Source organism: Paenibacillus sp. FSL R5-0378 (genome assembly GCF_038009285.1).
GTDB lineage: Bacteria > Bacillota > Bacilli > Paenibacillales > Paenibacillaceae > Paenibacillus_AQ > Paenibacillus_AQ favisporus.
Window position 1 is genome coordinate 6,430,071 of record NZ_JBBPAY010000001.1, and the last position, 22,437, is coordinate 6,452,507.

Here is a 22,437-nt window from a genome sequence, read left to right on the forward strand (position 1 = left end):
GCACGGACCGTATTAACCCCGTTCCTGCGATTTCAACCGGGACGGCTGCAGGCGCATCAGCGGACGCAGAGCCTTCTGCAGGATACGCGGATAGCTGGACAGCTCCTGCTGGCGCAGCACGCCGAGCATGACCAGCAGTGCCAGATACAGCACCACGACCACGACGCCAACCACCAGGCAGGTGATCAGGAACGCCAGCCTGTCCGGCAAAATGTGGACGAGCTGGTCGCCCGCGGCGTTAAGCCCGTATCCAACGGCACTGGTGACGATCACGGTAATGAGAAAACCACGCCAGCGTTTCCCCAGAATGGAGAACGGCACGATTTTTTTCATGACGCGCAGATTCAGCCACGTAATGACGAGGAAGCAGAGTCCCGTCGCGGCGATGATGCCGTAAATGCCAAGCCATGGAGCGAGAATAAGGCTTCCAAGGAGCTTGATGATTATGCCCATCATCACGCTGATGACCGTCAGGTACGCTTTGCCGACGCCCAGCAGGATCGAGTTGGTCGTCATCATCGTAATCTGGAAGATCGTTCCAAACGTCAGCAGCATGATCAGTCCGCTGCCGTCCAGGCTGCTGAACAGCAGGCCGTTGATCGAATATGACGCCACGCAGAGGGCGATGACGATCGGCATGCCGGTCAGGATCGAGATGCGCAGCGCAAGCGTGATCTGCTGCTTCAGATGCGCTTCGTCCTTCCGGGCGAAAGCGGCCGAAATGACCGGAATCAGCGAGGTGCTGAGGGCGATGGCCAGAATCGGCGGGATGCCGGCCACGCTCTGCGCGCGCTGTCCGAGAATCCCGAGCAGCTGCGTCGCTTTCGCCTCGCCGATCCGACCAATCAGGAGCGGATTGACGATCGACGAGTCGATAAAGTTGACCACCGGCACGGTCATCGATGACAGCACGATCGGAATGGAGATCGTAAAGATATCCTTGTAAATCTGTCCCATCGGCAGATGCGAATCCGGACCGGCTTCCAGCATCAGCGCCCGGTCCTGCTTGCGAATTTTGACGGTGTAATACAGCATGACGGCAAACGCGCCGATGCTGCCGAGCACGCCCCCAAAAGAAGCGCCGGCCGCCACCCAGCTGTCCTCATATCCGCTCTTCAGCAGAATGTAAGCCAGCAGGATCGCAGTGCCGACCCGGGCGAACTGCTCAACGATTTGCGAAATGCCGCCCGCGGTCATGTTGCCGCGGCCCTGGAAGTATCCGCGCATCATCGCGATCGCCGGAAACAGCAGCAGCGCCGGTGCCAGTGCGCGGATAGCGAGCGACGCTTCCGGCACTTTGGAAACGTAGGTCGCATAATACGGTGCGAGCACGTACAGCAGAATGGTGATGATGACGCCCGCCGCCGCGGCGAAAATAAGCGCTGCGTGGTACACGCGCTGCGCTTCCGCCGGCTTCTTCAGCGCATAGCGCTCGGATACCATTTTGCTCAGCGTACTCGGAATGCCTGCCGTTGCCACGGTCAGCAGCAGCAAATAGACATTGTTCGAAATCGTAAACGAGGCCTTGCCTATGTCATTAAACAGGTGATCCAGCGGAACCCGCTGCACCAGTCCGAGCACGCGCGCCACCAGCGCAGCAGCAGCCAGAATGAGCGTGCCTCTAATAAATGATTCTTTCTTCGCCAAACCCTATTCCCCTTCTTTCCCCAGCAAGCACAACCCCGGACGGGTGACCGCCCGTGCGTTATCTTCTCATTAGAAAAACACGATCCATACGAAAAATACGATGATCATGACGATTTGCAGGATCACTTTCATCACCATGCTGCTGAACAGGCCCACAAGCGTCCCGAAGCCTACTTTCACCGCTTTTGACGGGGACGATCCGTTGATAAGCTCTCCCACAAACGCGCCTACAAACGGTCCGATCACAAGTCCGAAGGCCGGGATGACGAACGGCCCGATGATGGCCCCGATGGTGCTTAGTATGACCGACAGCCTGGAGCCGCCGAATTTCTTCGTTCCCCAGGCGCCGACGGCATAATCGGCTACGAACAGCACCACGATGATGAGGCCCTGGATGATCCAGAACCAGGTGTTGAAATGGGAAAACGTAAAAAACCAGCCATACACAAAAAAGGCAAAAAAGATAGCCAGCGCCCCCGGCAGTATCGGGTACACGGCGCCGGCCAAGCCGATTGCGAACAGCGCAATGACCAAAATCCAGCCAAGCACAGCCATCGCCTATGCTCACTCCTCGTCAAAAATGAATTTTTGGATAACCTCAGCGATTCCGTCATCGTTGTTGCTTGACGTAATATAATCGGCTGTATCTTTCACGACCTGCTGCGCGTTGCCCATAGCTACGCCGAGTCCGGCCTGCTGGATCGCCGCCAGATCGTTCATGCTGTCTCCGACCGCAATGACTTCAGACATTGTCAGGCCCAGCAGCTTGCACACTTCCGCAATGCCCGCAGCCTTGTTCACGCCTTCCGGGTTGATCTCCAGATTAAACGGCGAGGAGTTGGTAATTTCAAGGCCGCCCATATCCTGCAGCTTCATGAGTATACGGTGTCTCGCTTCGTCATCCTCTGTATGGTAGCCGAATTTGAGCCATTCCTTGCCTTCGACGTCATCCGTCCAATGATCCTTATTGTACAGCTGCTCAACGGAATAGGCCCAGTACCAGCAGTCCTCTTCCACCGCGATGTCGTGCATCGCCTTCACCAGCTCCACATCCATCAATGAGCGCAGGTGAAGCTCATGCGGGGCACGCCATACTTCGCTGCCGTTTACCGTAATCATGGGCGTGGTCAGCCCGAGCTCTTCCCCATAAGGCAGGGCGCTCATAAACGCCCGTCCTGTCGACAGGCACACATGCACGCCGTGCTTCGATGCCTTGCGGATCCACTGCGCCGTTTCCTTTGAAATGTTCTGCTCATCGGTCAGCAGCGTTCCGTCCATATCCAGTGCGAGTAACTTGTATTTCGTACTCATGCCGTTTCCCCCTGTCCTTGTTCCAGCGCTTTTCTTTCCGTTTTGACACAGACATACGGACATTTTACCACAAGGACCGGGACCTCACAAAAAGGATTTGCAGCGGCACTTACATTGCTGGACAGGCCTATCATTAAAAAAGCAGGCAGCCGGGGAAAGTCCCGTGTCACTGCCTGCCTGCGATCAGCCAGTTTACCGCAAGCACCGATGGATCCCACGGCCTTGCAGGCACTGCCTGACTTTATTATGGGTTGCTTTGACCGTCGGTCGTTTCCTTCTTGCCTTTCGGAACGCCGTCCAGTCCGTACACCTCGTCGTACGCGTCGAAAATTTTACGCGCGATCGGCGCGGCGCTCTGCGAGCCGAAGCCCCCTTCCGGGATCATAACCGCAATGGCCAGAACCGGATTTTCCTTCGGAGCAAATGCGATAAACACCCCGTTATCGATCAGCTTGCCGCCGACGCTCTGGGTCGATGTCCCCGTCTTCCGGGCAAAGCTGTAAGGGAAGCCTTCAAAGGAGGAAACGTCACTCTTCATCCCGCGCTTGATTTCATCCCAGTACGACTGGCTGAAATTGACGGTGTTCAGCACTTCCGGCTTGAACGTTTTAAGGATGTTGCCTTTGTCGTCGGTGATCTTGCTGACGAGCTGCGGCTTCAGCCGCTTGCCTTCGTTAGCCAGCATGGCGGCGTATTGGGCGAGCTGCAGCGTCGTGTATTTCCCCTGCTGCCCGAAGGAAGCATAGGCCATGGCCGCCTGGGCTGAACCGGCTGCTTTAACATCCATGTACTCCTTGCGGCCCTCCCATTCACCTGGCAGACCACTGCCCGTGCTGACCCCAAGGCCAAACGAAGTCATGTAGCTGTCCCATACTTGGATGGCTTTGGAGCCGTATTTTTCATACAGCTTTTTCCCGATCTCGTCGACCATAAACGCGTTGGACGACTTCTCGATCGCACGCGCCGGGTCCATCCCGCCGTATACGTGGCCCTGGGAGTTCTGTACGCGGGTCTGGTGGCCTTCTTTACCGAAGTATGCCGCACCCGTATCGTTATAGTAGGTGTTTGTTCGAATCAAGCCTTCCTTCAGTCCGATCAGGACGCTGAGCGGCTTCATCGTGGAACCGAGCAGCACGACTGATTCCGGATGGCTGCCGGATTTCCCTGGGTTAAAGGAACGGATCGTACCGTTCTGGTAAATGTTCTGGATCTTATCCCAGTTCTCCGGCGAGATGCTGCCTGACTGCCACACGTTCGTATCGTAGTCCGGCATGCTGGCCATCGCGACGATGTTGCCCGTCTTCACTTCCATCGCGACGGCGAATCCCGTCGTCGCGTTCGGATGCAGCTTGCCCGAAACCGGATGCGAGTGGAGCCAGCTCAACTGCTCGGTAATGGCCTGCTCCGTCTGCAGCTGAACTTCCTTGTTGATCGTGCTGTAGATGTTGTGCCCCTTCTCCGGAGGCACGATATCCTCCACGCCCTCCGGCATGTTGCGGGGATCGATCGGCACCTTCTTGTACCCGTTCTTGCCGCGCAGATCGTCCTGATACATCAGCTCCAGGCCATCATAGCCGACAAACTCGGGCTCGGTGTAGATCAGGCCCGGATCGGTCTGCGCATCGCCGCTGCGCTGCTTCTCGTCGATAGTTTTGTACTTAGTCAAAGTTTTCGAACCTTTAAAGGTCCGGATATACCCGATCGTCTGCACCGCTACGGTGTCGGGGTCATAATGCCGGATGCTTTCCTCTTCGATCGCGATGCCCGGAAAATCGGACTTATGCTCCGAGAAGTAGGCGATTTCCTCATTCGACAAATCCATCTTGATCCGGCGCGGTGAATAACCCGAATATTTCTTGTAATCCAGATCCATTGCATCTATGATATCCTGCTTGGTCATTTTCTCGCCGTTCGGATCGCCGTATTTATTGAACACTTCCAGCAGATCCTCCGCCATCTTTTCGGCTTCCGGACGGTTCTTCTTCCCGTTCTTCTCGCTGTAATCCTTCATCAAGGTAAGATACAGCGACTGGGTCGGCGTGGAATAAGCCAGCTTCACGCCCGAAGCGTCATAAATTGTTCCCCGGACCGGAGGCAGCGGCACATCCTTGACGATGTTGCTGGACTCCTTCTCCGTCAGCGTCGGCCCCTCCACAAACTGCAGAATGGCGAGCCGGATAATGATGACACAGAAAATAATAAACGTACTGAAAAAGAACAGGTTAATCCGCAGGTTAAAGCTGTTTTTCCCTTTCTTCGGACCTTCCTGCGCATGGTCCGTCGTATAGTCGCTCACCAGCATTCCTCCTTCCTGTCTGACCTATGTAAAACGACCTTTATTATTCTAGCATAAAAGGCACGCATTCGACATCTTTCGCTCTTCCCCTGGGTTGGGACATAATAATGCTGTTACTTTTTTTAAGAACAACAGAAAAAGACCGCCCGGGAAATCGGGTCGGTCTTCATCCAATATATACATATGAAAGCATTGTTCTATCGGAGCAGACATCAGTGAAGCTGCTAAGCCGAATGGCCGTTTTTTCGAACGGTCTTACGGGTTCACAGCCTGCTTGTTCTTCTTCGGTACCCCGTCGAGTCCGTATTCCTGGTCATACGCATCGAAAATTTTGCGGGCGATCGGAGCCGCACTGTATGCGCCAAAGCCTCCTTCCGGAATGACGACGGCGACGGCCAGCTTCGGATTGTTCCGCGGGGCATAGGCGATAAAGACACCGTTATCCCGGTTGACTCCATCCGACGATTGCTGCTGGGACGTACCAGTCTTTCTGGCAAAATCATATGGGAAGCCGGCGAATGCCGATTTTACGTCGGTGTTCATCCCCCTCCGCACAAGATTCCAATACGATTTGTCAAACTCGTCGGTCTTGTTCAGCACCTCGCGCTTGAACGTTTTGATCACCTTGCCGTTCTGGTCGGTAATCTTGCTGACGATCTGCGGCTTGATCCGTTCCCCTTCATTCGCCAGCGTGGTGGCATATTGAGCGAGCTGGAGGGTTGTATATTTGCCTTCCTGGCCGAAGGAAGCATAGACGAGAGAACCCTGGGCGCTGCCTGTTTGCGGGAATTTGCCGTTTTTGTCGGGCATATATTCCCGGTTGCCCAGGTACTCATTGGGAAGATCGATTCCCGTCGATACGCCTAATCCGAACTGCTTCATATATCTATCCCAGACGTCGACGCCCTTGTTGTATGCGCCGCCCGCGTTAATATATTTCTTAAACAACTTGTCTCCGACCATATCCACCATAAAGGCGTTCGACGAATGCTCGATGGCCTCAGCCGGGGTGCGGAGATACCCGTATGCATGGTTCTGCGAGTTGCGTACAGCTTTCTTTTCTTTGCCGAAATACGCAATGCCGACATCGTTATAAGGTGTCGTCGTCGAAAACAAATGCTCCTTCAGGCCGACCAGCACGCTGAGCGGCTTCATTGTGGAACCGAGAAGCAGCGTGGACTCCATGTTGTGACCCGATTTGCCTGAGGATATGGGGGTAATAGTCCCGTTTTGATAATTGGCCTTGATCTTTTCATAATCTTTTGGAGAAATCCCTCCCTTCCCCCAAACATTTGTGTCATAGTCAGGCATGCTGGCCATCGCCACGATCTTGCCGGTATCCACCTCCATGGCAACGGCGTAACCCGTCAGCGCATCTTTGTGTGTCTGACCAGACACGGGATTGTGATGCACCCAGTCCAGCTGGTCCATGATCGCCTGCTCCGCCGTCTGCTGCACCTGCTTGTTGATCGTCAGCCAGACGTCGTTCCCCTTCTCGGGCGGGACGATCTCCTCGACACCGTCAACGATGTTGCCCGGCGTTACCGAGACCACTTTATACCCGTTTTTGCCCCGCAACTCTTTTTGAAAGGACATCTCAATGCCGTCGACCCCGACCAGCTCATCCGGCGTATAGACGAGTCCGGGATCCTTCTGGTCTTTGCGCGCCTCGTCATACTCTTTTAACGACTCCGTATGCTTGAAGCTCTTAATGTATCCGACCGTTTGCACCGCGATCGTATTCGGGTTATACGTCCGCTTCGATTCCTCAATAATTTCGATCCCCGGAAATTCGGATTTCCGCTCCATGAAATAGGCGATCTCCCGCTGTGATAAATCCATCTTGATCCGGCGCGGATAATACCCGTGCTCTTTCTTGGAGTCCAGGTCCATCGCTTCGATGATGTCTTCCTTCTCGATCGGGTCCCCCAATCCGTTAAATACATCCGCTATTTTCTGAGCCAACTGCAACGCTTCCGCGCGATTCTTCCTGCTTTTTTCCGTCGCGTTGCTGTAATCCTTCTGAAGCGTTATGTACAGCGACTGTACCGGCGTAGAAAAAGCCAGTTTCGTTCCGGTCGCGTCCAAAATATCTCCACGGGCAGGCGGGAGCGGAATATTTTTCGTGTTTTGCCCGGTTTCTTTCTCCGTCAGCGTGTCCGCTTCGACGAATTGTATGACGGCCAGCCGGATAATAATGACGCAAAAGATGACGAAGGTGCTGAAAAAAAACAAATTCACCCGTAAGTTAAGCCCGGACTTGGGCTCATTGTCCTTATCGCCTTTCACGTTCCTTCCCAAAAAATTGTTCACCGATCTCCCCACTTCCTTGCACTCATCTCATACTGGAAAACATTCCCCATAATTTTAACATATCTTGACAGTGAGGAGAATGATAGGAAAATGATAAATATACGATTTCCTGGGCTGTATCGTAATGACTCAAGCGAAGTTGGCCTTTCATCGTTGGATTCTCGAATGAGGCGGGAAACTATACCTGAAGTCGCTGCCAAGCATGCGGAGGAGTTGAAAAGACAGGGCCAGCATCCATCGGGCAGGGGGATGTCAACTGCTGGCATTTCCCTGTTGCAGGGTGAGCAATAAAGTGCGGGGATCCTGTATCATTTGTATAAAGCAAGCCATTTGCGTAAATTTCGTTTCATCATTTCCCTGTAAAATACGGGCTCCATGATTTCGGCTTCCGCCCCATACTGGGACAGCCAGCTTATAAATTCAACCACGTTGGTTACACATAACTCCACAATCAGACTGCCGTCCCGGCTCTCCGCCATTCGCATCGGGGGAATAAACGCCTCAGTTCTGAACATACTCGCCATCCGGGGAGAGATCCTGATTTTAAACTGTATTTGGTCTTGCTCGTGCTGCTCATGATAAGGATCCAACAACTCTTGCTGAACATGCATATGTACTTTGACGAATACGTCATCTAAAACTTCTACCTGCTGAAAATTGCTAAGTGCGTAAATTTGGATATTCCTTTCCGAATGGCTCCTGCCGACCAGATAAAAGCGCTGCTTCCAAGGTACGAGCCAGTAAGGATCGATTCTTCCGGACTTTCGCTCCCGGCGGTCAGAAAGAACGTATTCCGCCTGGATCGTATGCTGGGACAAGGTGGCCATGAGGATCGGGATGAGAAACGGCGGCTGATCCCGTATCGCTGCCGCAGACTTGTCCGCCGATGTCATCGCTTCTTGCTGCTCTGTTACCGCGGAATCTGCTCTTCGCTTATGGTTCGCCGCCATGACTTTCTCATATGCACTTTCAAACGCCGCGGGCAGGATCGGTTTAATCTGATTCATAATGGAAGGAAGCGCCGCGAAAGCGGACATTTCCTCTTCCGTCCAATCCAGCGGATACAAGGCAAAATCCCCGATGAACCTGTACCCCTTGCCATGCCCCTGATGGGTAATCGGAATGTGCATGGCGCTCAGGGCATCCATATCGCGATATATCGTCCGCTCGCTGGTGCCGCAACGCTCCGCAAGCTCCCTGGCCAGAATGCCGGGCTTGGCCTGAACCAGGGTGATAATGCGCATTAGTCGGATCAGTCTGTCTGTCATGTGGATTCTCCTAGCTCGTATAGTAAATTAGACTCATATCTCAACTTCCGAAGTAGTCCATTCGACTTGTAGCAAAGTGAATCCTGCTTTCATGTTCCAAAGACCATCCCCTTCGTTTTTGCTATTTTTTCTTGAAAAATATGTACTTGAAATGGCAGGGTATACATGCGACTCCTTACCCGTTTCTAACCAAAGAAGTATTCCTATTCATGTAAGTTCCTACATAGTGCTCGCTGAGCTGGTACAGCATGTCGGCCTCGGCCAGCAAACGGCCGTCCGCGTTCCGGGCCGCGCTGATCAGCAGCTCGTCCCCCTTGCGGCGGAGCACCCATTCCCCATGCTCAATATCGCCGAATTCGAACAGCCTGATGGCTTCCTTGACTACTCCCGGTGTTTCCAGAAGTTTCACATGCTTATGGACGTGGAAATCCTCCGGCTGACGCAAAAGCCCCATGTGATACGTGTAATTCATATAAAGTTCTTTGACGGGGAGCTCCTTAATCCGCTCCTTGTTCCGCTCCTTATAACGCCACTGGGCCGAGATAACGCCATGAAGACCTGGACTTTGCGGCTCAAGGGCAAGCTCGATCGCAAAGAACTGCTTGACTCCGTTCTGCAGATGCCCCAGCGGCACGATCAATGAATGATTCAGTCCTCTTCTTGCCTTTGCCCCGTAAATACGCAGCAAGGTCACATGCGGTTCCAGCCACAAGTGCAGCTCCACATCCCGGGCGATAAGCTTAGGGGAGGTTCGCCTCCGGGCAGGACGCAGTGTTCCTCCGTACCACTCGACTAGTAGAATAGCCTTATTCATTCCGCTGGCAAAAATATGATTGCGGTTCCATGTAAATTGATCCTGTATACCTGACTGCATGGATGTTCACCCCTATCTTAATTCATCGTCTTTATATCGTACCAATATTGGCTGACAGCATCTTGTCACGGAACATACGTTCGTATTCATATATTTGTAAATAATATCACAACATTCCACTATTTTCTACCTGATTCTTCCTTTTTTTCGAGTAAACCACTCCCTTTACCGCGGCTTTTTCACTTCAATGCATCTTTATGTAAAAAGTCCTACAATTTGTCCTAAACTAGTATAAAAGAACGAAATTGAAATAAATGTCGAAACGTGTAGTGTAGATTCGAAGCGGCCAACTTTTTTTATCGGCATAAATTTCGCCCATGCGAAAAAAGACCCAGAATCTCGAAGGATTCCAGGTCTTTTGCGTGTTGAAATATGGTATTATTTAGACATTAACTGACAATTGCATTCATTTTGGTTTCGTTTGGACCGGCCGTTTCGCGGATTTGGACCGGTGCATACGTAATTTTGTCAATCCACAGCTCCTTGCCCAAAGGCTCGCCGTTAACGGTAATCATAATCTTTTTATATTGTTGTTCTGTTTCACGCATCATTCATTACTCCTTTTCATGTCGTATATATTCGTATATTTGAGAGGGCTTCTTCTATTCCTGGGACTGGCTCTTCTGTCCGCCTTTTGGTACGTCATCCGGCTTCCTTTTTCATTTACCCGCTTTGGGCGCCATTTGAAACCGGTCCGGCAAAAATGGACGAAAGTGGAACTTTTCCGCCGATTTTCGAGTATATTCTATGGACGGCTCCGGCCTGTCCTGCGTGATGGACAACCCTCACTTTCTATAACTCTATGCAGGAGGTTGTTGCTTTATGAACCGGAACTTATCGCTAATCCGCCTATTATGCGCGGTGATGATTGTCATATGCGGCACGATGCTGTTCAAGACTTCCGCCAAAGCGAATTATTTCGACGATTTTTATAAAGGGGTGGAGACGTTCTCCGGCCTTCCCAGCGAAGTCAACCGGCTGAAGGAGAGCTACCGGGAAACCTTGGACGACCTCGACCGGGCTCAAGCCAACGCGAAGCAGTACCAGGAGCAGAACGCCGAGCTGATGGCGCAGAACAAGGAGCTGTCCGAAACCGTTCAGGCGCTGCAGGAAACCAATCAGGCAAGGGCAGCCAGGGAGCATAAGCTGAAAGTCATGCTGGTCACTGTGGTTGCTCTTGCCGCCGGGTATTTTGTTTTTATTCGCATTATGCGGTACTTCATGCGCAGAGCCAACCGGATCTAGCGACAAACCCGGAGTCCGAAGTAGGAGGAATTGCCATTGAATCTGTCGATACTGGAACATGCAAGCCCGGACAGCGGACAAGCCGTGACCTTCCTGCTGGAACAAGGGGAAGCGATGCACTTTCTGCATCCGGAGCAGATTATCGCCTACAGGGGACCGTCCGACGGGCGGAGCGACCGGCTGATGAATATCAAAGGGATGTACCGGAAGAAAAAGCTGATTCAGGCGGATATGCGGGGGAGCTGCAGTTTTACCGCAGCGCTGCCTCCCGGCTACAGCGTCAAGCCGATTGAGCTTGCCGGCGGCAGCGATTTGCTGTACGACCTGCGGCATTTATTTTTTTACAGCTCCGGCATCACTATGAAAACGCGGATTCTGAGCGCGAAGAATATGCTGATTACCCGTGACGCCGTCAAGGTGAAATTTGCCGGGACGGGCACGATCGGCGTCCTGACCGAAGGCATGGTCCTGGAAGCGGAGCTTCATCCGGACGAGCCGCTGTACGTTGACGCGGGAAGCGTGATCGCTTATCCCGAAAATGCCAAGCTCGACCTGACGGTTTACGGCAATACGCTGGCCAGCCAGCACATGAATTATCATTTTAAAATGACGGGTGTGGGAACGGTGCTGTTTCAGGCCGGACACCGGAGCAGCCACCTGGAGAAAGACCTGAACAACGACGGGCTGATCAAGCGGGTGCTAAGGGAGATCATTCCGTTCGGGGGAGTAATTATCAAGTAAGGGGTATACGGTTCGCCTGAATCTGACATATAATCTCCTTAAACATTCCGAACGAAAGAGGACCTGACATGTACATAGCCGATCCTTCTTGAGTTCAAACACAAGGAGGTAACATGTCCGTTCAAACGATGACCAAGACTTCGCCGCCAAGTGGACAGCAGCCGCTCACGCAGCCGGATATGTCGGCCACGGTCTACCGGATCCTCATCGCCATCAGTCTCGTGCATCTGTTTAATGACTCGATCCAATCGGTCATCCCGGCGATCTTCCCGATTCTGAAGTCGTCCATGCACCTGACCTATACGCAGATCGGGATCATTTCCTTTGCGATCAACTTTACGTCCTCCATCATGCAGCCGGTGGTCGGATGGTTCGCCGACCGCAAGCCGACGCCCGCGCTGCTCCCGATCGGGATGGGATTCACCTTCACCGGGATGCTGCTGATGGCCTTTGCCACCACCTATCCGGCCGTGCTGTTGGCCGTCGTGTTTGTGGGCCTGGGCTCGGCCGCCTTTCATCCGGAAGGCTCGAGGGTATCCCACATGGCCTCCGGAACGCGCCGCGGGCTGGCCCAGTCGATCTTCCAGGTTGGCGGCAACGCCGGGCAGTCCCTGGCTCCCGTGCTGACGATGTGGATTTTCATCCCGCTCGGCCTGTTCGGCTCGATCTGGTTTACCGTCGTCGCCGCGGCCGGCATTGCGGTCCAAATCTTTATCGCCAGATGGTACGGCAACCGCCTGCGCACCGGGGCGTACCAGAAGAAGAAAACGCAGGCGCGCCAGCTCCGGCCGGAAGTGCGCTCCCGCGTCCGTTTCGCGATCGTGCTGCTGGTGCTGCTCGTGTTCGTCCGTTCCTGGTACAGCTCGTCCATCAGCACGTTCTTTTCATTTTATCTCATGGAGAATTTCCACCTTTCCGTGAGCGACGCGCAGGTTTACATTTTCCTGTTCCTTGCAGCCGGCGCCGTTGGCACGTTCTTTGGCGGTCCGCTGGCCGACCGGTTCGGCAAACGGAACATGATCTTCTGTTCGATGATCCTTGCTGCTCCGCTGGCCATCCTTCTGCCTTATGCGAATCTGTTCTGGTCCGGCGTGCTGCTGGCCATCATCGGCCTGATCGTCTTCTCCAGCTTCTCGGTGACGGTCGTGTATGCGCAAATGCTGTTCCCCGGCAAAATCGGAACCGTCTCCGGCCTCATTACCGGCCTGGCTTTCGGGATGGGGGGCCTTGGCGCACTCGTGCTGGGTAAATGGACCGATATCGTAGACATTACGACCGTTATGCAGATATGCAGCTTCCTTCCGCTGCTTGGCATTCTGACATATCTGCTTCCGTCCGACAAGCTGCTGAACCGGTGGTCCGAGGGAACGGAAGCCTGATCAGAGTTGTTGCGCGTCCAAGCGATTCATCTGCAAAAAAGGACCGCCCTGGGCTTTATAATAAGCCTGGTGGCGGTCCTTTTAGGTTGCCGGCCCTATGCCTCACCGTCCGGACGCTCCGAGCGCAGCTTGGTCACAATCCGGCGCTTCCTGTACAGCATTTTTCCGGCTTCGGCCACATCCTCAATCGTGCCCTTGTTGCTGATGGAGCCGAAGAAAATCCCGGCAATTGGCACGAGCTGGAACAGCTTTTTCCATCCGAAGCTGTCACGGTACGTCTGCACCACTTCCCGCCAGCCCTGAATCTGCGACATGACTTGGGCCGGCGCATGCTCTCCGTCAAACTGCCCAAGCTCGTCCAGCACCGCCTTTTTGCCGACGATGTCGGCCGATGCGAACTGCAGACACTTGACGATAAACAGGCGCTCTTTCTCATCCCTCGGATCGTATCCGTAGCAAACGGCGATCTCCTGCAGCACCTTCAAAGAGAGGCCCAGCACCGCAGGGATGTCGATGGCCAGCGTCAATACGCCGCCAATGCCCGTTGTCGCCCCTTGGGCAGCAGCAAGCTTGGCGCGGCTCGCGGTGAGCTCATCCGCCACGCTGTCCATGACCGCAAGCGGCAGATTCGCCGCCTCGGCGAGCGTCAGTCCGGCTCCATCCCCGCCGTCATGCCCATCCGCCGGTTCCGGCGCTCTGCTTCCCTCCGGTCCGCTTCCCAAAAGCGAATGCGTCCGCTCAAGCCGCTTGAGAATGGATTTGCGCTGCACCAAATACTGCCCGCCGGTCTGCAGAAACCGTCCGACCTCGCCAAGCCCTTCGGCCAGCTTGTCCTGAATCACTTTCGGCGTCAGCCGGTCCAACAGCATAAACGGCAGCCGGCTCCATTTTTCCCAAAACCACGCGCTTTTCTGATCCTTCTCCCATTTTTCAATCCGCCTTAATTCCTGCTCCAGCTGATCTTTGGTCTCCATCTGTCCAGACACCTCCCAAAATTGGTTGTTCATGTAACACGGCCCCGATACGCCTTTCCCGCGATCCGGCTACCCACATACAAAGATAGGCATGATAAACGAGAAAGACCGCATGGATGCAGCTGCATGATGGACATCTTAAATCTGTATGCCTTCCCGCTCTTTGAACCGGCGGATCAGAAACTCGCTGTGCACGTTCGTGATGCCTTCCACCATCTGGAGCTTCCGCAAATATTTTTCCACATGCTCCTGGTCATCCATCAATGCATGGACATGCAGGTGCGGGCCGCCGCTCATCTGGTAGACGCTCGTGATTTCATCATCCGCCAGCAGCGTTTCGGCAACGGTCTCAAGCAGGTTCCACTCCACTTCGATCAAGAAGTACACCGACATGCTTTTTCCGGCCTTCAGCGGGTTGACAATCACCGTAAATTTATCGATGATTCCCTGCTCCATGAGGCCATTGACCCGTTCCCGCACGGCAGCCCGCGTCAGGTTCACAAACCGGCCGAGCTCGGCATGGCTGAGCCTGCCGTTATCGAGCAGATGATCCAGAATCATATTGTCTTTTTCGTCCAAGTGTTTGAATTTCATGGCTTTCTTCCTCTCCCGGCATAAGCTTCATTGCTTCGTTGTATTTTACATTGTAAAAATAAAATACATAAATATCGTCCGTTTGTATGGTTAATATTATACAAACGGTGTATAATGAATCCGTCCTACGGCATCCGGATGCGATAAGCCCCGTGTTTTTAGTGTACAGGGACACGGCGGAAGAGCGCAATCCGGACTCTTATTTTCTGATACAGGCAGGTGTACTCATGTGATTACGTTATCTTTGGAAATTCTGCTCATCTCCGTTCTGGCCGGCATCGTCGGATCGGTGCTGGGTCTCGGAGGCGGCATCATCGTCACGCCGGCGCTGACGCTTCTATTCGGCGTCAGCATCGAGCATGCCATCGGCGCCAGCATCATATCCGTCATCGCCACTTCAAGCGGCTCCGCCATCGCATACATCCGCGACCGGATCACCAATATGAGGGTCGGGATGTTTCTGGAAATCGCCACGACCATCGGGGCGATCACCGGAGCGTTCATCGGCGGCATCATCGCCCCTAATCTGCTCTATATCATCTTCGGGCTGCTGCTCATCTACTCCGCGTTTAATATGATCAAGAAGAAGAGCGAAGGTGCCGCCGGTGAGGTCAGCATGAGCCCGGCTGCCAAGAAGCTCCGGCTTGAAGGAAGCTATTATGACAAAGCCATCAAGCAGGACGTCCCTTACCATGCCGGAAACGTCTACGGAGGCTTCTCCGTCATGTACGGCGCTGGCATCGTATCCGGCCTGCTCGGCATCGGCAGCGGCAGCTTCAAAGTGCTGGCCATGGACGTGTTCATGAAGCTTCCTTTGAAGGTCTCGACCGCCACCAGCAACTTCATGATGGGCGTGACCGGGGCGGCCAGCGCGGGGGTTTACCTGCTGCGCGGGGATATCGATCCGCATATCGCCGGACCGGTGGCTCTCGGCGTTCTGGCCGGAGCGACCGTCGGAGCGCAAATTATGCAGCGTCTCAAAAGCAAGACGATCCGCCTGCTGTTCATTCCGGTGCTGGCGTACGTGGCCGTGCAGATGATTTTGGAAGGAGTGGGACTGACGAAATGAGCGAAACGAACGAGCAACGTCAAGAGCGGCAGCAGAAAGATATTTTGGAGGTGGAGCTGGCCGTCAGCCGCTGGCTCCGGGTCGGCGTCGTGCTGAGCGCAGCCGTCATCATCGTCGGATTGGTGCTCTTTTTTATGGAGGGAAGCAGCGGATACCCCGGCAGCTCTTACCCGCACAGCCTCCCCGATATTGTGAGCGGAATCGCGTCGTTCAAGCCTTATGCCGTCATCACGGCCGGATTGATCCTTCTCATTCTGACCCCCGTACTGCGCGTCGCCATTTCCATCTGGGTATTTGTGCGCGAAGGCGACAAGCTGTATACAGGAATTACCACTCTGGTGCTCCTGATTCTGATCATCAGCTTTATCCTGGGAAAAGCCTGAGCCTCCGGCATTCCAAAAAGCCCTGCTTCTTCGCAAAGAAGGCAGGGCTTTTGTATTAAGTTTCCTGTTCCGGAGGGTCGTCCGGATCTTTAGGCGGTATGATGTTAGTGGCCTCTTCGGGCTTCTGCTTCTCTTCGTTGAGATGAACTACCGGAAGCGCCGGCGAGGTCAGAATCGCTTTCACCTGCTTCCGTTTCGCCTTCGGGCTCAGCACATACACCGTATCGCCCGACTCGATTCTCGTGTTCCCACGCGGAGCGATGATCTGTTCGTTGCGGATGATCGCTGTAAACAAAATGTCCTCCGGCAGGTCGAGCTCGGAAATTTCCTTGCCGGCGATCGCCATCGTCTCGTTGACGTCCACGTGGTTGATCTCCGATTTGGCTTTGCCTAAGGCCGTCAGCTCCAGGAGCGAAGGGTTGGACGGTTTGATTTCTCCCGCCAGCCCCAGCTTCCCGGCAAACGGGGAAATCGTTGCCCCCTGGATAATGGCCGAAGTCAGCACGACGAAAAACACCACGTTAAAAAATAGCCGTCCGTGTTCCATATCCGCCAGCATCGGATAAGTCGCCAGCACGATCGGTACGGCTCCGCGCAGACCGGCCCAGGAAATGAGCAGCTTTTCCCGGAAAGAATACTTCATCCCGAGCGTGCTGAGGAAGACGCCCACGGGCCTTGCAATCAGCATCAGAATCAGGGAGAGCAGCAAACCTTCCCCGACGATGCCCGGCAGCTCGGATGGAAAGACAAGCAGGCCGAGCAGCACGAACATGACGATCTGCATCATCCAGCCGAACCCCTGGTTAAAATGCATGATCGAACGCCCATAGGCCAAATCAGAATTGCCCATGACGATAGCCGTCACGTAGACGGCGAGGAGCCCGCTGCCATGGATCACCGAGGTGGCGCTGTACGCAAGAATGGCGAATCCGAGCGCCATCACGGGATACAGTCCGGACGAATCGAAATTGATCTTGTTGATGACGTAAACCGCCAGCCTGCCGATGAGCAGCCCCATGACCAGGCCGATGCCCATTTCCCAGAAAAACGACAGGATCATTTGGAAGATTTCCGCCTTGGGATGCTGAACATATTCGATCAGGGAGACGGTAAGAAAGACGGCCATCGGGTCATTGCTGCCGGACTCGGCTTCCAGGGTGGAGGTCAGACGCTTTTTGATATTTTTCCCTCCAAGCACCGAGAACACCGCGGCCGCATCCGTCGATCCGACGATGGCACCGAAGAGAAAGCCTTCCACCCAGGACACGCCCAAAATATACTTGGCGCAGACGCCGACGATAAAGGTCGTCAGCAGCACCCCCACCGTCGCCAGCGACAGGGCCGGCTTGATGACCGGCTTGATATCAGCAAACTTCGTCTGCATGCCCCCTTCGAACAAAATGACAATCAGCGCCAAAATCCCGACGATCTGGGTGATGAGGACGTTATTGAAATACACGAACCGCGTAATCAGCATGCCAACGATGATAAATAGCACAAGGGCCGGCATGCCGAATCTTGAGGAAAATTTGGTGGTCAGTACGCCGACGAGCAGCAGGCCGGCCATTAATAGAACAAGTGAATTAACCAGTGTTGTGGAATCCAAACAGCCTCGCCTCTTTAAAATGGAATGTAAACACGCCTTAATTTCGGTTGCGAACAAGAAAATTGCCCTAGTTATATATAAACCAAGCAACTAATGTTACAAACAAAAGCGGTATGTCCCCTCCCCTTTAGGCCGTCAATTGGCGGTGAGAACAGCCCTCTGAAAAGGGGAATCATGGGTCTACATTTTCCAAATAAAGGCGGGATTATGCGGGCTTATTGGACATGAGCGGATCATGGTAAATAGAAAAGGGAGCACCGCTTCTATCGCGGTGCCCCCTGCTTACAATTTAAACGTCTTCGTCCGTGACGGCTCCTTTGGATGCCGAGGATACGAGCCGCGCATACTTCCGCAGCACGGCGGCGGAATGCTTCAGCTGCGGCGGGAACCACTGCTTTGCTCTCTCCTCCAGCTCCTCGGAGCTGACCTGCATATTGATTTCCTGGGTTTCGCTGTCGATGGTAATGATATCCCCTTCCCGAAGGAGGGCAATCGGACCGCCGACCTGAGCTTCCGGAGCCACGTGTCCCACCACAAAACCGTGCGAGCCGCCGGAAAACCGGCCGTCGGTCAGAAGCGCCACGTCACCGCCCAGTCCTTTGCCCACAATCATGGCGGTGACGGACAGCATTTCCGGCATGCCGGGACCGCCTTTCGGTCCGCAGTAGCGGATGACGACGACATCTCCCTTCCGGATCCGGTCGCTCACGATCGCTTCCGTGGCTTCTTCTTCACTGTCAAATACACGGGCAGGCCCGGTAAAGGACAGCCTGCTCAGGCCGGACATTTTGGCTACGGCCCCATCCGGCGCCAAATTACCTTTCAGCAGCACGAGCGGCCCTGTAGGCTTCAGCGGCTGATCCAGCGGTCTGACGACGTTCTGGCCGTCCCGCAGCGGCGGCACCGCTGCCAAATTTTCCGCGATCGTATGCCCGGTTACGGTGATGCAATCGCCGTGAAGCAGGCCCGCTTCAAGCAGCAGCTTCATGACCGCAGGGACACCCCCGGCATCGCTCAGATCCTGCATCATATACCGGCCGCTCGGCTTCAGATCGGCAAGATGCGGCACCTTCTTGCGAATCCGCTCAAAGTCGTCGATGGTCAGATCGACCTGAACGGAATGGGCGATGGCCAGCAAATGCAGAAAGGCGTTGGTCGATCCCCCCAGAGCCATGACGACGGTAATGGCGTTCTCGAATGCCTTTTTCGTCATAATGTCTCTTGGATAAATCCCTTTTTCGAGAAGCTGGATCACCGTTTCTCCCGCCCTTGCACATTCATCGGCTTTTCCGCTTGCGATGGCCGCCGTCGATGAGGAACCAGGCAGGCTCATGCCCATCGCTTCCGCGGCCGCAGCCATGGTGTTGGCCGTGTACATTCCCCCGCAGGCTCCGGCACCCGGACAAACGTGGCACTCGATTTGATGGAGCTCCTCGGGAGTCATTTTGCCGTCATGATACTGCCCGACGGCTTCGAAGGCCGTCACGATATTTACGTCCCGGCCGTTCAGCGATCCAGGCTGAATTGTGCCTCCGTAAACGTATACAGCCGGAAGATTCATGCGTCCGATCGCCATCAGGCAGGCCGGCGTATTCTTGTCGCACCCGCCGATCGCTACCAGGCCGTCAAAACGCTCGGCGTTCACGACGGTTTCGATCGAATCGGCAATAATTTCCCGGCTGGGCAGCGAAAACAGCATGCCTTCATGCCCCATCGATATCCCGTCGGAAACGGTGATCGTATTGAATATGAGCGGAGCCCCGCCGCCGGCCTGAGCGCCTTTCTTGGCTTCCCTGGCCAATTCATCAATATGCATATTGCAAGGTGTCACTTCGCTCCAGGTGCTGGCCACGCCGATCATCGGCTTCTTGAAATCCTCATCCTTAAATCCGACCGCACGGAGCATGGCCCGGTTCGGGACCCGGTTTACACCCTCACTGATGACTTTGCTGCGAATCCGCAGATCTGGTCGATCTTGACTCGTCATTTCGAATCGTCTCCTTCCGAGTGGTTTTGAATGAATGCATAAAGCTCATTCATCGGTCTCAGCAAATTCTGCTTCATCACCGAGGCGGCCAGCGCCGCATCCTTCTTCTCGAACGCCTCGATGATGCGGGCATGCTCTTCTGCCGAGGCAGCGGTTGCCGACACCGGCCGGGCCAGAAAAACATACTTAAACCTCCGAATATGGATTTGCAGCGAGGCGCTGAAGGAGGCAACGTAGGCATTATCAGAGGCGTCCACGATCAAGTTATGAAACTGCTCGTCAAGCTCCATCGCCTGGTACGGCTGTCCCTGCTTGATCGCGGCGGCGAAATCGGCGTTAAGCCCCTTCAGCTGTTCGATCTGCGCCGCCGAAATATGAGTCGCAGCTGTTTCAGCGGCCAGGGAATGCAGAGCAGCCAGGGTAGCGTACATTTTCAAAATGTCATCCTTCTCGACCGTCTGAACGCGCGTATCCCTTCCCGGATGCATTTCTACCAGCCCTTGGACTTCCAGCAGCTGCAGCGCCTCGCGTACGGGGGTGCGGGAAACCCCAAGCGCCTCGGCCAACTCGGCATCCACGAGTTTTTCTCCCGGTTGAAGGGTGCCGTCGATAATCCATCTCTGAATTTGGCTGAAGGCCCGCTCCTTGGCGGTCATACGCACAGGCGAGGAATAACTTTTAGGGATCGGCATGATCGCTCACTCCTTTATCTTATGTATGCAATATATCGCATACATATATTAAATTCAAGGATAAAAATGAAACGCCATCCCATTTCCCGTCGCCTGTTATGCGGATCGCAACCAATCATGCTATATTGGAAATTATCAGACGGATTATCGCTCCCTGCGGCCCCAGGTTATCCTGTACCGTAGAGATGACTTGAAGTCGGCGGCGAACAGCCCCTTACTTACGGAGGTGCGAACGTATGGATCAACCGGTGAAAGTATACAATACGGCGGTAGAAGTAACCCTGGAGGTGATCGGCGGCAAGTGGAAGCCGGTCATCCTGTTTCATCTGACCTTCGGCAAAAAGCGGAACAACGAGCTCCTGCATCTCATTCCTTCCATCACCCAGAAAATGCTGACCCAGCATTTGCGCGAACTGGAAGACGAGGGCATCATTCAGCGCATCATCTACAATGAGGTTCCTCCCAAGGTCGAGTATGAACTGACCGAATACGGCTGGAGCATGAAGGAGCTGCTGCACATGATGTGCCGATGGGGAGAAATGCATGTCGATAAAAAGTACCAGGGAACGGCGGCCATCCGAGAAAACTCCCGCTTGGAGTCTGCGCCGTAACACGCAGGTTGACCGTCTGCAAGGGCAGGCGGCCATCGGCAGATCTGTGGTTAGTATGCACCTGCGGTGCCAGGAGAGACCCTGCCGCATATCTATTGAAGCATCAAAAGCATGAAAACGAGACAAGAGGCTGCATCCCTGCAAGATCAGGGGCAGCCTCTCTTTTTTATAGGTTGGGGTTATCATAGGCATGACGGCCAAACCCACACGTTACGGAATGACCTTACGCCGGCGCAAATCATCGAAAATGTTCATGAACATCTCTTCTGTATCCACGTACTCATGGAAGCCAAAGCGGCGGGCTTTGGTCCCATCGGCGAAAAAATCGTAATCCCAGGAGAAGACGAAATCGCCGAAGCCCCAGGAAGAAACCTCATGGTAAGAATGCGGGGCAAGCCCGTGCTTTTGGACCATGTCATTCCACAACGGCTCCTTGTCGGCCATAACGACGTCCAGCGACATCTGAAGGGGCGGCGCCGTCTCCATTCCGAAGTAAGCGGCGATCTTCGGCCACATCTCGTTCCACCGGAACAGATCCCCGTTGTTGATATTGAACGCCTGATTCGCGCACCGCGGATCGGTTGCGGCCCACACGGTAGCTTTGGCAAGAAGCCCGGCATCAGTAACCTCCATCAGCGTATGATAGGCCCCCGGTTTCCCCGGAAAACGGAGCGGAATGCCCAGTTCCTTGGAGATGGACGCGTATACGGCGATAACCATCGCCAGATTCATCGGATTGCCCAATGCAAAACCCGCGACCACCGAAGGACGAATGGCCGACCACGTCCAAGCCTTCCCCTGCTGCCGTTTCTCCAAAAACTGCTGCTGATCCACATTAAACTCGGGCGGCATATGACCGGCATCCGATTCCTTGGCCGGGGTTTTGAACGGGCCGAGATGCGCACCGTACACTTTGTACCCCTGCATCAGGCTGACATGCCGCAGCCCCGGCGATCCCGCTTCGACCGCCTCGACGCTGTTGACCAGCATGGCCAAATTCGGTGCCACCAGCTCGGCCCAGGTCGGACGGTCCTGATAAGCGGCGTAGAACAGATGCGTCACCTCGGGAAGCGCGCCCAGGCGGCGCCGGGCATCTTCCGGGTCCAGCAGATCCGCCGCGATATAGCGGACCCGCTCCCGGTCCTCCCCTCCCCTCCGGGATACCCCGATCACTTCCCACTCCGGCAGCGTCAGCAGATAGTCGATGAGATTGCGTCCAATCACCCCATTGGCCCCGACGACCAATGCCACTTTCCGTTCTTCCTTAACCGATTTATGATCATTCATGGAATGTCAGCTCCTTTGTTTATTGTGCTTGGTGATGGCTCTATTGTGCACCCGGATTGCGCCCTCGGGAAGTACGCACTTCAAAGTCATTTAAGCACTTTTTTGTAACGTTGGAGCAGACAACGGCTTTCCGGGCATCTGTTTTTTTCAATAGAGGAAA

At 54.4% G+C, this 22,437-nt stretch carries 20 protein-coding genes; 6 read left to right on the forward strand and 14 right to left on the reverse strand.

All coding sequences use genetic code 11. The features are described from left to right. Positions 1–12: 12 nt before the first annotated feature. The 8 genes from MKY74_RS29855 to MKY74_RS29890 form a co-directional block, all read right to left on the reverse strand. Positions 13–1,647, reverse strand: a complete 1,635-nt coding sequence (locus tag MKY74_RS29855) for a putative polysaccharide biosynthesis protein (RefSeq protein WP_076173697.1) — start codon at positions 1,645–1,647, stop codon at positions 13–15. Positions 1,648–1,716: 69 nt separating this feature from the next. Further along, positions 1,717–2,202: a DUF456 domain-containing protein gene (locus MKY74_RS29860; RefSeq protein ID WP_076173695.1), complete on the reverse strand. Its 486-nt coding sequence runs from the start codon at positions 2,200–2,202 to the stop codon at positions 1,717–1,719. A 9-nt stretch (positions 2,203–2,211) separates the two neighbouring features. Then, the gene (locus MKY74_RS29865; RefSeq protein ID WP_076173693.1) at positions 2,212–2,958 is read right to left on the reverse strand and encodes a Cof-type HAD-IIB family hydrolase; all 747 of its coding nucleotides are present in this window, start codon (positions 2,956–2,958) and stop codon (positions 2,212–2,214) included. Between the two features lie 244 nt (positions 2,959–3,202). Beyond that, positions 3,203–5,254 (reverse strand): peptidoglycan D,D-transpeptidase FtsI family protein, encoded by a 2,052-nt coding sequence (locus MKY74_RS29870; protein ID WP_076173760.1) that lies wholly within the window; start codon positions 5,252–5,254, stop codon positions 3,203–3,205. 255 nt (positions 5,255–5,509) lie between these two features. After that, positions 5,510–7,567 (reverse strand): peptidoglycan D,D-transpeptidase FtsI family protein, encoded by a 2,058-nt coding sequence (locus tag MKY74_RS29875; protein WP_432206619.1) that lies wholly within the window; start codon positions 7,565–7,567, stop codon positions 5,510–5,512. Positions 7,568–7,875: 308 nt separating this feature from the next. Continuing rightward, positions 7,876–8,835: a helix-turn-helix transcriptional regulator gene (locus MKY74_RS29880; protein ID WP_076173689.1), complete on the reverse strand. Its 960-nt coding sequence runs from the start codon at positions 8,833–8,835 to the stop codon at positions 7,876–7,878. A gap of 175 nt (positions 8,836–9,010) precedes the next feature. Beyond that, positions 9,011–9,709, reverse strand: a complete 699-nt coding sequence (locus tag MKY74_RS29885) for a hypothetical protein (RefSeq protein ID WP_076173687.1) — start codon at positions 9,707–9,709, stop codon at positions 9,011–9,013. A gap of 389 nt (positions 9,710–10,098) precedes the next feature. After that, positions 10,099–10,260: a hypothetical protein gene (locus MKY74_RS29890; RefSeq protein ID WP_167372909.1), complete on the reverse strand. Its 162-nt coding sequence runs from the start codon at positions 10,258–10,260 to the stop codon at positions 10,099–10,101. Positions 10,261–10,531: 271 nt separating this feature from the next. On the opposite strand from MKY74_RS29890, the gene MKY74_RS29895 reads away from it, so the two are divergent. From MKY74_RS29895 to MKY74_RS29905, 3 genes are all read left to right on the forward strand, one after another. Next, positions 10,532–10,954 (forward strand): hypothetical protein, encoded by a 423-nt coding sequence (locus tag MKY74_RS29895; RefSeq protein WP_076173685.1) that lies wholly within the window; start codon positions 10,532–10,534, stop codon positions 10,952–10,954. 114 nt (positions 10,955–11,068) lie between these two features. Then, positions 11,069–11,695, forward strand: coding sequence for an AIM24 family protein (locus tag MKY74_RS29900; RefSeq protein ID WP_144025490.1), 627 nt, complete (start codon positions 11,069–11,071; stop codon positions 11,693–11,695). A gap of 113 nt (positions 11,696–11,808) precedes the next feature. After that, positions 11,809–13,074, forward strand: coding sequence for an MFS transporter (locus tag MKY74_RS29905; RefSeq protein ID WP_076173681.1), 1,266 nt, complete (start codon positions 11,809–11,811; stop codon positions 13,072–13,074). Between the two features lie 95 nt (positions 13,075–13,169). Here MKY74_RS29905 and MKY74_RS29910 read toward each other — a convergent pair whose 3' ends face one another. Next, positions 13,170–14,048, reverse strand: coding sequence for an EcsC family protein (locus MKY74_RS29910; protein WP_244169372.1), 879 nt, complete (start codon positions 14,046–14,048; stop codon positions 13,170–13,172). Positions 14,049–14,186: 138 nt separating this feature from the next. Then, entirely contained in the window at positions 14,187–14,642 is a 456-nt protein-coding gene (locus MKY74_RS29915; protein WP_076173678.1) for an Lrp/AsnC family transcriptional regulator, read from the reverse strand. Between the two features lie 229 nt (positions 14,643–14,871). Between MKY74_RS29915 and MKY74_RS29920 the strand changes: the two genes are divergently transcribed. Together MKY74_RS29920 and MKY74_RS29925 are read left to right on the forward strand one after the other, a co-directional pair. Then, entirely contained in the window at positions 14,872–15,711 is an 840-nt protein-coding gene (locus MKY74_RS29920; RefSeq protein ID WP_076173677.1) for a sulfite exporter TauE/SafE family protein, read from the forward strand. Next, positions 15,708–16,094 carry a DUF1634 domain-containing protein gene (locus tag MKY74_RS29925; RefSeq protein ID WP_076173676.1) on the forward strand — a complete coding sequence of 129 codons (387 nt, stop codon included), beginning with the start codon at positions 15,708–15,710 and terminating at the stop codon, positions 16,092–16,094. The genes MKY74_RS29920 and MKY74_RS29925 overlap by 4 nt, the downstream gene beginning before the upstream one ends. 55 nt (positions 16,095–16,149) lie before the next feature. Here the strand turns inward: MKY74_RS29925 and MKY74_RS29930 are convergent, their stop codons facing one another. The 3 genes from MKY74_RS29930 to MKY74_RS29940 form a co-directional block, all read right to left on the reverse strand. Next, positions 16,150–17,700 carry a potassium/proton antiporter gene (locus MKY74_RS29930; RefSeq protein WP_084204075.1) on the reverse strand — a complete coding sequence of 517 codons (1,551 nt, stop codon included), beginning with the start codon at positions 17,698–17,700 and terminating at the stop codon, positions 16,150–16,152. Positions 17,701–17,989: 289 nt separating this feature from the next. Then, positions 17,990–19,687 carry a dihydroxy-acid dehydratase gene (gene ilvD / locus MKY74_RS29935; RefSeq protein WP_076173675.1) on the reverse strand — a complete coding sequence of 566 codons (1,698 nt, stop codon included), beginning with the start codon at positions 19,685–19,687 and terminating at the stop codon, positions 17,990–17,992. After that, positions 19,684–20,379 (reverse strand): GntR family transcriptional regulator, encoded by a 696-nt coding sequence (locus tag MKY74_RS29940; protein WP_076173674.1) that lies wholly within the window; start codon positions 20,377–20,379, stop codon positions 19,684–19,686. The genes ilvD and MKY74_RS29940 overlap by 4 nt, the downstream gene beginning before the upstream one ends. A gap of 236 nt (positions 20,380–20,615) precedes the next feature. On the opposite strand from MKY74_RS29940, the gene MKY74_RS29945 reads away from it, so the two are divergent. Beyond that, positions 20,616–20,990, forward strand: coding sequence for a winged helix-turn-helix transcriptional regulator (locus MKY74_RS29945; RefSeq protein ID WP_076173673.1), 375 nt, complete (start codon positions 20,616–20,618; stop codon positions 20,988–20,990). Between the two features lie 210 nt (positions 20,991–21,200). Here MKY74_RS29945 and MKY74_RS29950 read toward each other — a convergent pair whose 3' ends face one another. Beyond that, positions 21,201–22,277, reverse strand: a complete 1,077-nt coding sequence (locus tag MKY74_RS29950) for an SDR family oxidoreductase (protein ID WP_076173672.1) — start codon at positions 22,275–22,277, stop codon at positions 21,201–21,203. Positions 22,278–22,437: the final 160 nt, after the last annotated feature.